At 74.3% G+C, this 12,810-nt stretch carries 8 protein-coding genes; 4 read left to right on the top strand and 4 right to left on the bottom strand.

Annotated features, from left to right (window positions below; all coding sequences use genetic code 11):
* Nucleotides 1-65: 65 nt before the first annotated feature.
* Together GQS09_RS22320 and ssd are read right to left on the bottom strand one after the other, a co-directional pair.
* On the bottom strand, nucleotides 66-1,232 hold the full coding sequence (locus GQS09_RS22320) for a TadA family conjugal transfer-associated ATPase (RefSeq protein WP_313896277.1): 1,167 nt from the start codon (nucleotides 1,230-1,232) through the stop codon (nucleotides 66-68).
* Nucleotides 1,233-1,389: 157 nt separating this feature from the next.
* Entirely contained in the window at nucleotides 1,390-2,529 is a 1,140-nt protein-coding gene (gene ssd, locus GQS09_RS22325; protein WP_165989052.1) for a septum site-determining protein Ssd, read from the bottom strand.
* Nucleotides 2,530-3,017: 488 nt separating this feature from the next.
* On the opposite strand from ssd, the gene GQS09_RS22330 reads away from it, so the two are divergent.
* Complete coding sequence (locus GQS09_RS22330) at nucleotides 3,018-3,902, top strand: HAD family phosphatase (protein WP_165989054.1); 885 nt, start codon at nucleotides 3,018-3,020, stop codon at nucleotides 3,900-3,902.
* 317 nt (nucleotides 3,903-4,219) lie between these two features.
* On the opposite strand, the gene GQS09_RS22335 is transcribed toward GQS09_RS22330, so the two are convergent.
* On the bottom strand, nucleotides 4,220-5,110 hold the full coding sequence (locus GQS09_RS22335) for an oxidoreductase (protein WP_165989056.1): 891 nt from the start codon (nucleotides 5,108-5,110) through the stop codon (nucleotides 4,220-4,222).
* A 95-nt stretch (nucleotides 5,111-5,205) separates the two neighbouring features.
* Between GQS09_RS22335 and GQS09_RS22340 the strand changes: the two genes are divergently transcribed.
* Nucleotides 5,206-6,231 carry an ATP-binding protein gene (locus GQS09_RS22340; RefSeq protein WP_165989057.1) on the top strand — a complete coding sequence of 342 codons (1,026 nt, stop codon included), beginning with the start codon at nucleotides 5,206-5,208 and terminating at the stop codon, nucleotides 6,229-6,231.
* A 16-nt stretch (nucleotides 6,232-6,247) separates the two neighbouring features.
* Here GQS09_RS22340 and GQS09_RS22345 read toward each other — a convergent pair whose 3' ends face one another.
* Nucleotides 6,248-7,705 carry a hypothetical protein gene (locus tag GQS09_RS22345; RefSeq protein ID WP_399552578.1) on the bottom strand — a complete coding sequence of 486 codons (1,458 nt, stop codon included), beginning with the start codon at nucleotides 7,703-7,705 and terminating at the stop codon, nucleotides 6,248-6,250.
* A gap of 403 nt (nucleotides 7,706-8,108) precedes the next feature.
* On the opposite strand from GQS09_RS22345, the gene GQS09_RS22350 reads away from it, so the two are divergent.
* Both GQS09_RS22350 and acs read left to right on the top strand, forming a co-directional pair.
* On the top strand, nucleotides 8,109-10,496 hold the full coding sequence (locus GQS09_RS22350) for a bifunctional SulP family inorganic anion transporter/carbonic anhydrase (protein WP_165989060.1): 2,388 nt from the start codon (nucleotides 8,109-8,111) through the stop codon (nucleotides 10,494-10,496).
* A 164-nt stretch (nucleotides 10,497-10,660) separates the two neighbouring features.
* Nucleotides 10,661-12,622 carry an acetate--CoA ligase gene (gene acs / locus GQS09_RS22355; RefSeq protein WP_165989065.1) on the top strand — a complete coding sequence of 654 codons (1,962 nt, stop codon included), beginning with the start codon at nucleotides 10,661-10,663 and terminating at the stop codon, nucleotides 12,620-12,622.
* Nucleotides 12,623-12,810 lie beyond the last annotated feature (188 nt).

Raw genomic sequence — 12,810 nt, forward strand, 5'->3', positions numbered from 1 at the left:
CCGGTTCCGGTGGCCTTGGCCGTGCCGCTCGGGCGGGGGCGGCGGGGCCGCCGTCGGCGCGCCGGTCACAGCGCGGCCTCCAGCCGCGGCCAGCCGGCTTCGCGGACGAAGCCGTCCGGGGACCAGCGGGCGGCCGGGAGGGTGGTCACCAGCCCGTCGGGCGTCCGCTCCAGCACCCGGATCTCGGCCACCCGGCGCTGTCCGCTCGCCCGGTCCCGGACCAGGTGGACGACCAGCGACAGGGCCGCGGCGAGCTGGCTGTGGAGGGCGGCCCGCGGCAGCCCGGCCGCCACCGCCAGCGCCTCCAGCCGGGCCGGCACATCGGCAGCGGCATTGGCGTGGACCGTGCCGCAGCCGCCTTCGTGGCCGGTGTTGAGGGCGGCGAGCAGCTCCCGGACCTCCTCGCCCCGGCACTCGCCGATCACCAGCCGGTCCGGCCGCATCCGCAGGGCCTGGCGGACCAGCTCCCGCATGCCGATCTCGCCGCTGCCCTCCTGGTTGGCCGGGCGGGCCTCCAGCCGGACCACATGGGGGTGGCCGGGCCGCAGTTCGGCGGAGTCCTCCACCAGGACGATGCGTTCGCCCGGGTCCGCCTCGCCGAGCAGGGTGGCCAGCAGGGTGCTCTTGCCGGTGCCGGTGCCGCCGCTGACCAGGAAGGACAGCCGGGCCCGCAGCACCGAGCGGAGCAGCCGCGCGCCGCCGGGCGGTACCGTGCCGGCCGCGGTGAGTTCGTCCAGGGTGAAGGCGCGGGGGCGCACCACCCGCAGCGACAGATACGGGGAGCCGCCCGCGGCCAGCGGCGGCAGCACGGCGTGCATCCGGGTGCCGTCGGGCAGCCGGGCGTCGGCCCAGGGGCGGGCGTCGTCCAGGCGGCGGCCCGCCACCGCGGCCATGCGCTGTGCCAGGCGGCGCACCTCCTCGGGGCCGGAGAAGCGGACCGGGGCGCGTTCCACCCCGCGGCCGCGGTCGATCCACACCTGGTCGGGGCCATTGACCAGCACGTCGGTGACCGAGGGGTCGGCCAGCAGCGGCTGGAGCGGACCGGCGCCGACGAGCTCGGAGCGCAGTTCCCGGGCGGCGGACAGCACGGCGCTGTCGCCGAGCAGCCGGTCCTGGCCGCGCAGGGCGGACGCCACCCGGGCCGGGGTGGGCTCGGCCTCCTCCTCCACCAGCCGCTGCCGCACCCGGTCCAGCAGCTCCGCGGCGGCCCCGGCGACCGCGCGCCCGTTCACCGCCCGCTCCCGGGGGCCGGGCGGACGGGGGCAGGACCGACGGGGACAGGACGGACGGGGGCAGGACGGACGGGGGCAGGACGGACGGGGGCAGCGGGCTTCCGGGCCCGCGTCGTGAGGGCACTCNCGGGCTTCCGGGCCCGCGTCGTGAGGGCACTCATGACGCCGCCGCCTCCTCGCCGGGGGACGGGAGGACATGGCGCAGCAGGGCCGCGCAGAAGGCGGCCAGCGGGGAACGGCGGTCCGCTCCCGGGGGCTCGCCCGCGTCCCCGGCGGCGGCCAGCCCCGGCTCGTGCGGGAGTTCACCGGCCAGCGGGAGGCCGAGCAGGGCGGCCAGCTCCGGTCCGGCCAGTCCCCCGCCGGCCGGGCCCGACGGTTCACGGGCCACCGCGCGCAGGTCGCGGATCACGGCGCCGGAGGCGTCCGTCACCCGGCGGGCTGCGGCCACCGCCCGCAGCTCCCCGGGGACCACCAGCAGGCCCAGATCGACCCGGCAGAGGGCCTCGGTGGTGGCCTCGTCCAGGCTGCGCGGCAGGTCCAGCACGACCAGCCCGCCGCGCCGCCGGGCGGCGGTCAGCACCGAGCGCATGGCCGCCGCGGGCAGCGGTTCCCCGGCGGGCGAGCGGTCCCAGCTGAGCAGGGAAAGGCCGCGCGGGTGCGGCAGCGCCTCGTCCAGCGCGCCGGCCGGGAGCCGGCCGCGGGCCGCGGCCAGGGCGGGCCAGCGCAGGCCGGGCGAACGCTCGGCGCCCAGCAGCACGTCCAGCCCGCCGCCCAGCGGGTCGGCGTCGATCAGCATGGTGCGGTGGCCCTCGCGGGCCGCGGTCACCGCCAGCGCGCAGGCCAGGGTGGAGGCGCCGGCACCGCCCCGGCCGCCGAGCACGCCGAGCACCAGGGCCGGTCCGTGCGCGGGTTCCAGGGCGTCGGCGATGCGGTCGGCCAGCCAGGGCTCGTCGTCGGGCAGGTGCAGGACGTGCTCCACGCCGAGGGCGACGCCGCGCGCCCACACGGTGTGGTCGTCGAGATCCCGGCCGATGAGCAGCACGCCGGGGCGGCGGGCGGGCGGCCCGGCGCCGGGGGCGGCGCCTGCCGCCCAGTCGTCCCCGGCGAGCACCAGCGCGGCGCGCTCCCACTGGGCGGCGGGCACCGGGGCGCCGTGCACCACCTCGGCCTCGGCGCCGGCCGCGGCGCACAGGCGCAGCAGGTCGTCCAGGAGTTCGTCGTTCTCGGTGAGGATCAGTACGGGTGGGCAGCCGGCCGTCGTGGCCGGTGCGGACGGTGCGGTCGCCGAATGCGCCATTGCGGTCCCCCCTGGTTCCGGTCGTGCGGTTGGGCGGCGACGGCCGGCCCGGTGGCCGGTTCGTCACGGCAACCACCGTGGCGCATTCCGGGAATCCTCGGTGATCTTGGAGAGATTCTGTGGATAACCCCCAGCCTGTGGAAAACCTCATCACTCGCACGGGTGAAAACCGGGCATTCGGCCGAGATTTTCTCGCACAGCAGTGCAACCATCACGGTCGGTCACGCGTCTGTTTGAGGAGAGGAACAGCCCGGGAGGGGCGCAGGGGATCGCCGGAGAGATCGCGGGCCGGGGCCGCGGAGAAGTTCCGGACATGCGACGACCCCCGCCGGGGGGGAGAGCGGGGGTCGTCTTTCACGGGCCGACTCGGGGGGGAGGAGTCGGGCCGCGTCAGCACGGTCGCGAACGATCCGTGACTTCCATGGTGTACCCGAGAGCCCTCTCAGGCAAACCCACGCGCCCCAGGGTACGCCGAATGGCGGGCGTTTATGCTCGGGCGCGTGGAAAATCCGCCGCAGCCTCGAACAGCCGCCTTCTTCGACCTGGACAAAACGGTCATCGCCAAGTCCAGCACGCTCACCTTCGGCCGGTCCTTCTACCAGGGCGGGCTGATGAACCGGCGCGCGGTGCTGCGCACCGCGTACGCCCAGTTCGTCTTTCTGCTCGGCGGCACCGACCACGACCAGATGGAACGGCTGCGCCAGTACCTCTCCGCGCTGTGCAAGGGCTGGAGCGTGCAGCAGGTCAAGGAAATCGTGGCCGAGACCCTGCACGAGATCATCGACCCGATCATCTACGACGAGGCCGCCTCGCTGATCGAGCAGCACCACGCCGCCGGCCGGGATGTGGTGATCGTGAGCAGTTCCGGGGCGGAGGTGGTGGAGCCGATCGGCGAGCTGCTCGGCGCCGACCGCGTGGTGGCCACCCGGATGGTCGTGGCCGACGGCCGCTACACCGGCGAGGTGGAGTACTACGCCTACGGCCCCACCAAGGCCGAGGCCATCCGGGAGCTGGCCGCCGCCGAGGGCTACGACCTGGACCGCTGCTACGCCTACAGCGACTCCGTCACCGACCTGCCGATGCTGGAGACCGTCGGCCACCCGCACGCCGTCAACCCCGACCGCGGACTGCGCCGCGAGGCCGCGGCCCGGAACTGGCCGGTGCTGACCTTCAGCCGCCCGGTGCGGCTGCGGCAGCGGCTGCCCGCGCTGCCGCCCCGGCCGGCGCTGGCGGCCGGGGCCGCGGTGCTGGCGGCGGCCTGCGCGGCCGGCCTGGTCTGGTACGCCGGCCGGCGCCGGCGCCGCCACGCGGCGCTGATGGCGCAGGCGGCCCGGCCGGCGGCGACCGGGGGCATCTCAGTATTTGCCGCCTAAAGTAAATTTTTGTCGCCCGGCTTCCGCTTTGCCCGGTTCGGGGGTACAAAGGAGTCAACGGCCCGCGAGACCAGCGGGATCCGGGAGGATCTCCGCGTCAGATGTGGCCCACGGACCGGAAACATGAATACCGGGTACCCACGCGTAGCCGACCCGCGATACGGGCCAGCCGCAGGCAGGAACCGGGCAAAGACCCCGTCCTGATCGGCGATTCAGGTTGCACGCATGATCACCCGGTGGACATGTAGTGGCGGCGCTCCCCGTCGGGGGCGCCGTCGCGCTGTACCCCTCCGGCGGTGTCCCGCGGGCGGTGTCCCTCAGGCGGCGCCGCGCTGGAGCGCCTCGCAGACCGCCACCGATTCCCGCACGCCCAGCTCCACCGCCCGGCCGCAGTGCGCGATCCAGGCCCCGACGCCCTCCGCCGTGCCGGACGCGTAGCCGCGCAGCGCCGCCGCGTACTCCGTGCGGCCCAGTTCGGCGAGACCCACCTCGGCGGGCGCCACCGCCTTGGGGTCCAGCCCGCCCGCGGTCAGCACGATCCGCTGCGCGGCCCGCGCCACCAGCCCGTCGAAGGTGCCGAACGGCCGCAGCGCGAGCAGTTCCCCGTGCACCACCGCGGCGGTGACCAGGGCCGGCACCGGTGAACCGGCCGACAGCACCAGATCCTTGAGCCCGTCCAGCCGGACGGACAGCGCCGTCGCGTCCGGCAGCGGCAGCCCGGCGGCGGCGTCCCGGTCGTCGTCCGTGACCGGCTCGCCCTCCCGGCGCGGCCTGCCCACCCGGTCCTCGCCGTGGCCGGACACCGTGGGAGCCGGTCCGCCCGCCGCGACCAGGTGCAGCCGGGCCAGCGCGCGCAGCGGCGAGGCACGCCAGATGTCCCGCAGCTCACCGGCCTCGGCGGTGACCCGCAGCGCCGCGCCGACCGTACGGGCCTCGGGGTCCGCGCCGAAGTCACTGCGGCGGCGCACCTCTTCCAGGGCCCAGTCGGCGCCGGCCAGCGCGGCCGAGGCGCGGGCCCCGCGGAGCGCGGCCTCGGCGCTGATCTCGGAGCTGCGGCGGCGCATCACCCGGTGGCCGTAGAGACGGTCCACGGCGGTGCGCAGCGAATCCACGGCCCCGGCCACCCCCGGCAGTCCGGCCAGCGCGCGCAGCGCCTCGGCGGCGGCACCGGACGCGGGTTCGCCGGCAGGGCGGTTGGCGTGCTCCATGGCTGTGCACCCTATGCCACCGGCCGGGCCGCGGCACGCGCCGCCCCGTCGGCCGGTGTCCGGCTCGGCCCTCGCGGGGCACTACCCTGTTGCTCATGAAAATCGCTTTCGTTGGCAAGGGCGGCAGCGGCAAGACCACGCTGTCCTCCCTCTTCGTCCGGCACCTCGCGGCCGCCCGGGTCCCGGTCATGGCGGTGGACGCCGACATCAACCAGCACCTGGGCCCGGCGCTCGGCATGGACGAGCAGGAGGCCGCCGCGCTGCCCCCGCTGGGCGGCCGGCTGGCGGAGGTCAAGGAGTATCTGCGGGGCGACAACCCCCGGATCGCCTCCGCCGAGGCGATGATCAAGACCACTCCCCCCGGCTCCGGCTCCCGGCTGCTGCGGCTGGACCGCCCCAACCCGGTGTTCGACGCCTGCGCCCGCACGGTCACGCTGGACGGCGGCGCCGGCGGACGGGTCCGGCTGATGGCCACCGGCCAGTTCACCGAGGAGGACCTCGGCGTCTCCTGCTACCACAGCAAGACCGGCGCACTGGAGCTGTGCCTGAACCACCTGGTGGACGGCCGCGGCGCGTACCTGGTGGCCGACATGACGGCGGGCAGCGACAGCTTCGGCTCGGGGCTGTTCACCCGCTTCGACCTCACCTTCCTGGTCGCCGAGCCGACCCGCAAGGGGGTCTCGGTCTATCGCCAGTACCGGGACTACGCCCGGGACTTCGGGGTGCGGCTGCGGGTGGTCGGCAACAAGGTGCAGGGGCCGGAGGACGAGGAGTTCCTGCGCGAAGAGGTGGGCGAGGACCTGCTGCTGACCTTCGGTCACTCCGCCTGGGTGCGGGCGCTGGAGCGCGGCCGGCCCCGCCCGTTCGCCGAGCTGGAGGAGTCCGGGCGGGCGGCGCTGCGGGTGCTGCACGAGACCGCGGACGCGGCCTACCCGCGGCGCGACTGGGAGCGCTACACCCGGCAGATGCACCACTTCCACCTCAGGAACGCCGAGAGCTGGGGCAACGCGCGCACCGGGGCCGACCTGGCGGCGCAGATCGACCCCGGTTTCGTGCTGGGCGAGGACGCGGCGGAGCCGGCGGAGCCGGAGCGGCGGTCCGCCGTCCCGCAGCCCGCCTGACGCCGCTCGACGCCGCTCAGCCCCCGGCGGTGGCACCCGCGGTGTCCCCCGCGGTGTCCCCGGAGGCCGTCCCGGCGGTGGCTCCTGCTGTTTCTGTGTCCCCCTCGGCGGTCCCTTCGGCGGTCCCTTCGGTGTCTGTGGGGGTGCCGGCACCGGCACCGGCGGTGCCGGCACCCGTGCCCGCCGCACCGAGGAAGGTCTCCCAGCCCTCGGCGGGGGCCTGGCCCACGTCCAGGGTGCGCAGCTTGTCCAGCACCGCCGGGTCCTGCGCGTCCAGCCAGTCGACGAGCTGCCGGAACGAGACGCACCGCACGTCCTCCTTCGGGCAGATCTCCTCGATGGTCTCCTGCACGGCGTCCATGTAGATGCCGCCGTTCCACTGGTTGAAGTGGTTGCCGATGATCAGCGGCGCACGGTTGCCGTGGTACGCCCGCTCGAAGCCGGCCAGCAGCCCGTCCCGCATCTGCTCCTGCCAGTGCGGGTACCTGGCCGGGTCTCCGTCCGGGCCGCCGGACTGGTTGACCATGAAGTTGTAGTCCATGGCCAGGGTCTCGAAGGACCAGCCCGGTACCGGCACCTGCTGGAGCGGGATGTCCCAGACCCCCTCCCGCCTGGACGGCCAGACCTGCCGGCCGTTGCCGCTGGAGTCGTAGCGGAATCCCATGTCGGCGGCGACCTTCAGCAGGTTGGCCTGCCCCTCCAGGCAGGGCGTGCGGCCGCCGGCCAGCTCCCGGTCGTAGTCGAACGGCAGCGGCTCGGCATCGTCCCATCCGGTGGTGGTGCGCCAGTTCTGCACCATCCACCTGGCCTGCTCGGTCTCGCTGCGCCAGTCCTCCGGGCTCCAGCTGTCCACCCCGGTGGGGCCGCAGAAGTGCCCGTTGAAGTGGGTGCCGATCTCGCTGCCGTCCAGCCAGGCGCCGCGCAACTGCTCCAGGGTGGCGGCGATGTTCTCGTCCTTGAGGTAGCCGATGTCGGAGGCGCCGGGCGCGCGGCCGGGCGGCTCGTAGAGGTGGGCCTTGTCCTCGGGAAGCAGGTAGATGCCGGTGAGGAAGTAGGTCATGTGGGCGTCGTTCTCCCGGGCCACCTCGCGGAAGTGGGAGAACAGCTTGTTGCCGTCCTCGCCCGCGCCGTCCCAGGAGAAGACCACGAACTGCGGCGGGGTCTCGCCGGGCGCCAGCGCCGCCGCCTCGGGCTGGTTGGGCTGCGGGCCGGTGAACGAGGTGGAGCCGTCCCCGATCAGCCGGGGTTCCGTCTTCTCCGGCGCGCCCGCGCCCTCCTCCGGCTTCTTCTCTTCCTCTTCCGGACCGCCGGATGCGCCGGCCGGGCCGGCGTCGTGGCTGCGGCCGGAGCAGGCGGCCAGGGCGACCGCCATGGCTCCCGTCACCGCGATCGCCGCCAGCCGGCGGCGGCGCGCCGTGCGCCCCCCGGCGGTTCTCGCTCCGCCGTGCCCGTCCGGTCTCGGTTGTCCCGCCATGAGGTACTCCCACCCGTTGTGCGTGTGGCCGTCCTGATGCCGGTACGTGGCGGACACACCGGTTCGGCCGGTCACGAAGTGGCGACCTTACCAGAGCTTGTCCGATTTACGGCTTTGCAGCTTTTCGTACCGACGCACCCACGCTGCCCCTTGCCCACTAAGAGGCGTTTGTACGACAAGCGGTTTCAATGACTTTTCACTCGATGGGTGGAAGTCCGACATCACGGGGCGGCCCCGACTAGTGCGGGTCTTTACTCGGCATTACTCTTCGTTTACCGAGGCTTTGAGTAGCCATGAAGACACCCACCGTGATGCCCCCTGGTGAGCGGGGCTCCGGAAGGCCTGCCGGCTGACCTGCACCCGGTGCCCCCGCGCACCGGTGCCCGACGGACGGAGACGGAAGATGTCCGCCTGCGCCCCCACGACCGATCCCTACCGACCCCGGTTCCGCCCGCGGCTCCGGCCGCCCGGGCGGCGGCCCTGGCCGCACCGCGCGGACGTGTCCGCGTCCCTCACGGTCTTCCTGATCGCACTGCCGCTCTCCCTGGGCATCGCCCTGGCCACCGGCGCCCCGCTTCAGGCCGGGCTGGTGGCGGCGGCGGTCGGCGGGATCGTGGCCGGCTCGCTGGCCGGGGCCCCGTTGCAGGTCAGCGGTCCGGCGGCGGGGCTCACCGTGGTCACCGCCGAGCTGATCCAGAGCTTCGGATGGCGCGTCACCTGCGCCATCACGGTGCTGGCCGGCCTGACGCAGCTCGCCCTGTCCGCACTCCGGGTGGCCCGTTTCACCCTGGTGGTCAGCCCGGCCATCGTGCACGGCATGCTGGCCGGCATCGGCATCACCATCGCCGTCGCCCAGGTGCATGTGGTGCTGGGCGGCGAGCCGGAGAGCGAGGTGCTGAGCAATCTGGCCGAGCTGCCCGGCCAGCTCGCCGGCTTCGACACCGGAGCCGTGCTGACCGGAGCGCTGACCGTGGCCGTGCTGCTGCTCTGGCCGCGGCTGCCGGGCCGGACCGGCGCCCGCGTCCGGCGGGCCGCGCCCGCCGCGCTGGCCGCGGTGGTGCTGGCCACGCTCACCGCCGCGCTCGCCTTCCCCCGTCTGCCCCGGGTGGACCTGCCCTCCTGGCACAGTCACGCACTGCCGCAGATGCCCGAGGGGCCGGTGCTCGGGCTGATCGCCGCGGTGGTGACGATCACGCTGGTGGCCAGTGTGGAGTCGCTGCTCTCCGCGGTGGCGGTGGACAAGCTGGTCTCGGCCCGGCGGCAGGCCGGCGGAGCGGGCGGCCCGCGGGCCGATCTCGACCGCGAGCTGCGCGCCCAGGGCGCCGCCAATGTGGTGTCCGGCGCGCTGGGCGGGCTGCCGGTCACCGGCGTCGCGGTGCGCAGCTCGGCCAATGTGGCGGCCGGGGCGGTCAGCCGGACGTCCACCGTGCTGCACGGCTGCTGGGTGCTGCTGGCCGCCGGGCTGCTGGTCGGGCTGCTGGAGCGGATCCCGCTGGCCGCGCTGGCCGCTCTGGTCATGGTGGTGGGCGTGCAGATGGTCAACCGCACGCACATCCGCAGCGTCACCAAGCACCGGGAGGTGCTGGTCTACGCCGCCACCACGACGGGCGTGGTGCTGCTCGGGGTGCTGGAGGGGGTGGGCATCGGGATCGCGGTGGCCATCGCCGTGGCCCTGCACCGGCTCACCCACACCCGGTTCACCCACCGCGCCGAGGCGGACGGCAGCCACCGGATCCGGGTCGACGGGCAGCTGACCTTCCTCGCCGTGCCCCGGCTCAGCCGGGTGCTGGGCGAGGTGCCGGAGGGCGCCGCGGTCACCGTGGAGCTGCACGGCACCTTCATGGACCACGCCGCCTACGAGACGCTGCACGAGTGGCGGGCCGCGTACACCGCGCACGGCGGCCGGGTGGAGATCACCGGCCGCACCTCGTCCGGGGCGACGGACGGCCGCCCGGTCCCCCGGCCCGGTGCCGACGGGCATGTCAGGCCCTGGCTGCCCTGGCACAACTACCAGGACCCGGCCGTGCAGGAGACGGCCGCCGAGGGGCTGCGGCTGCCGCCGGGCGGCCGGCCCCCGAAGGGGGACGGTGCCCCGGGGGACCGGCTGCTCACCGGGGTGCGCGCCTTCCAGCGGATCACCGCGCCGCTGATGCGGGAGGAGCTGTCCCGGCTGGCCCGGGAGGGGCAGCGCCCCGAACAGCTCTTTCTCACCTGCGCCGACTCCCGGCTGGTGACCAGCATGATCACCTCCAGCGGCCCGGGCGATCTGTTCACCGTGCGCAATGTCGGCAATCTGGTGCCGCTGCCCGGCACCGAGGCGTCCGAGACCTCGGTGGCCGCGGCCATCGAGTACGCGGTCACGGTGCTGCGGGTGGGCACCATCACGGTCTGCGGCCACTCCGGCTGCGGTGCCATGCAGGCCCTGCACACCAAGGCCGCCGCCCCGGCGGCGGCCGGGGCGGCGGAGCAGGCCGGACCGCTGGAGCGCTGGCTGCGGCACGGGCTGCCCAGCCTGGGCCGGCTGGCGGATCCGGCGGCCCGGCCGCGGCTGGCCGGGCGGGCGGCACAGGACGAACTGGAGACCCTCTCCCTGGCCAATGTGGTCACCCAGCTCGACCATCTGGCGCGGCACGACTGCGTGGCCGCGCGGCTGGCCGAGGGCGGTCTGACCCTGCGCGGCATGTACTTCCACGTGGGCGAGGCACAGACCTATGTACTGGAGTCCCAGGGCTCCGCGGCGGACCGGGCACCGGTGTTCCATCCGGTCCGGCCCGAGGTGCTGACCAGGTGATTTTTTCCGCCGTCGGCCGTTCGGCGCGCAGTCCTGCCGTTCGGCGCGCCGCACTGGCCGTTCGCCCGCAACAGGTCTATACCAGTTGCCCGGAGACCCTTGTCAAAGGTCGGCCCGGCTGATGAGGTGTGCCGTGGGACACAGCTGTCACAAGGGAGCATGTCGTGAGCAACAAAAGCCTGGCCAACCTCCTTTCGGAGAACCGGAGGTTCGCCCCGCCCGCCGAACTCGCCGCCCAGGCCAATGTGACCGCGAGCGCCTACGGGGAGGCCGCCGCGGACCGGCTCGCGTTCTGGGCCAAGCAGGCCCGCCGGCTCACCTGGGACACCGAACCGACCGAGACGCTCGACTGGTCCAACCCCCCGTTCGCCAAGTGGTTCGCCGACGGCACCCTGAACGTCGCCTACAACTGCGTGGACCGCCACGTGGAGGCCGGCCACGGCGACCGGGTGGCGCTGCACTTCGAGGGCGAGCCGGGCGACACCCGCGCCCTGACCTACGGGGACCTCCAGCGCGAGGTGTCCAAGGCCGCGCATGCGCTGACCGAGCTGGGCGTGCGGGCCGGCGACCGGGTGGCCATCTACATGCCGATGATCCCGGAGACCGCGGTGGCCATGCTGGCCTGCGCCCGGATCGGTGCCCCGCACTCCGTGGTGTTCGGCGGCTTCTCCGCCGACGCCCTGGCCACCCGGATCGAGGACGCCGACGCCCGCGTGGTCATCACCGCCGACGGCGGCTACCGCCGCGGCAGGCCGAGCGGGCTGAAGAGCGCGGTCGACGAGGCGCTCACCCGTCCCGGCACGGAGAACGTGCGCAGCGTGCTGGTGGTGCGGCGCACCGGCCAGGAGGTGGACTGGACCGAGGGCCGTGACGTCTGGTGGCACGAGCTGGTGGACCGGCAGAGCGAGGAGCACACCCCGCAGGCGTTCCCCGCCGAGCACCCGCTGTTCATCCTCTACACCTCGGGCACCACCGGCAAGCCCAAGGGAATCCTGCACACCTCCGGCGGCTACCTCACCCAGGCGGCCTACACCCACCACGCGGTCTTCGATCTCAAGCCCGAGACGGACGTCTACTGGTGCACCGCGGACGTCGGCTGGGTCACCGGCCACTCCTACATCGTCTACGGCCCGCTGGCCAACGGCGCCACCGGCGTGATGTACGAGGGCACCCCGGACACCCCGCACCGCGGCCGGTGGTGGGAGATCGTCCAGAAGTACGGCGTCACCCTGATCTACACCGCCCCCACCGCCATCCGCACCTGCATGAAGTGGGGGGACGACATCCCGGCCACGTTCGACCTCTCCTCGCTCCGCATCCTCGGCTCGGTCGGCGAGCCGATCAACCCGGAGGCGTGGATCTGGTACCGGGAGAACATCGGCGGCGGTCGTACCCCCGTGGTGGACACCTGGTGGCAGACGGAGACCGGGGCCATGATGATCAGCCCGCTGCCCGGCGTCACCGAGGCCAAGCCCGGCTCGGCCCAGGTCCCGCTGCCCGGCATCGCCGCCACCGTGGTGGACGACGAGGGCCGCGAGGTGCCCGACGGCAGCGGCGGCTATCTGGTCCTGACCGAGCCCTGGCCGTCCATGCTGCGCACCATCTGGGGCGACGACCAGCGCTTCCTGGACACCTACTGGTCCCGCTTCGAGGGCCGGTACTTCGCCGGTGACGGCGCGAAGAAGGACGACGACGGCGACATCTGGCTGCTCGGCCGGGTGGACGACGTGATGCTGGTGTCCGGGCACAACATCTCCACCACCGAGGTGGAGTCGGCGCTGGTCTCCCACCCCAAGGTGGCCGAGGCCGCGGTGGTCGGGGCGACCGACCCGACCACCGGCCAGGCGATCTGCGCCTTCGTCATCCTGCGGGGCAATGTCGCCGAGGACGAGGGCCTGGTGGAGGAGCTGCGCTCCCACGTCGGCAAGGAACTGGGCCCGATCGCCAAGCCCAAGCGCATCCTGCCGGTGGCCGAGCTGCCCAAGACCCGGTCCGGCAAGATCATGCGGCGGCTGCTGCGCGACGTGGCGGAGAACCGCGCGCTGGGCGATGTCACCACGCTGACCGACTCCTCGGTGATGGAGCTGATCCAGGCCAAGCTCCCCAGCGCCGCCGCCGAGGACTGAGCACGAGGAGCGCCGGCCGGGGGCGGCCCGGCCGGCGCTCCGGTCCCGCTCCCCCGCCCGCACGGACACGTTGGGCAGAGCCCCCCGAACCACCAGGTCGGCATCGAAGTCCCACGCGAACTCCTGGCCCGTGAGCTCCGCGATCCCGGGCGCCCGCGCGGCGGCGGCCGGCGCGCGCGGCGCGAGGG

It is taken from the genome of Streptomyces sp. YIM 98790 (genome assembly GCF_011421595.1).
Taxonomy (GTDB): Bacteria; Actinomycetota; Actinomycetes; order Streptomycetales; family Streptomycetaceae; genus Streptomyces.

What these genes read in the sequence shown, in the direction of transcription:
- ssd (WP_165989052.1), bottom strand. Translation starts at nt 2,529, where the DNA reads ATGGCGCATTCGGCGACCGCACCGTCCGCACCGGCCACGACGGCCGGC.
- GQS09_RS22350 (WP_165989060.1), top strand. Translation starts at nt 8,109, where the DNA reads ATGTCCGCCTGCGCCCCCACGACCGATCCCTACCGACCCCGGTTCCGC.
- GQS09_RS22340 (WP_165989057.1), top strand. Translation starts at nt 5,206, where the DNA reads ATGAAAATCGCTTTCGTTGGCAAGGGCGGCAGCGGCAAGACCACGCTG.
- GQS09_RS22335 (WP_165989056.1), bottom strand. Translation starts at nt 5,110, where the DNA reads ATGGAGCACGCCAACCGCCCTGCCGGCGAACCCGCGTCCGGTGCCGCC.
- GQS09_RS22345 (WP_399552578.1), bottom strand. Translation starts at nt 7,705, where the DNA reads ATGGCGGGACAACCGAGACCGGACGGGCACGGCGGAGCGAGAACCGCC.
- GQS09_RS22330 (WP_165989054.1), top strand. Translation starts at nt 3,018, where the DNA reads ATGCTCGGGCGCGTGGAAAATCCGCCGCAGCCTCGAACAGCCGCCTTC.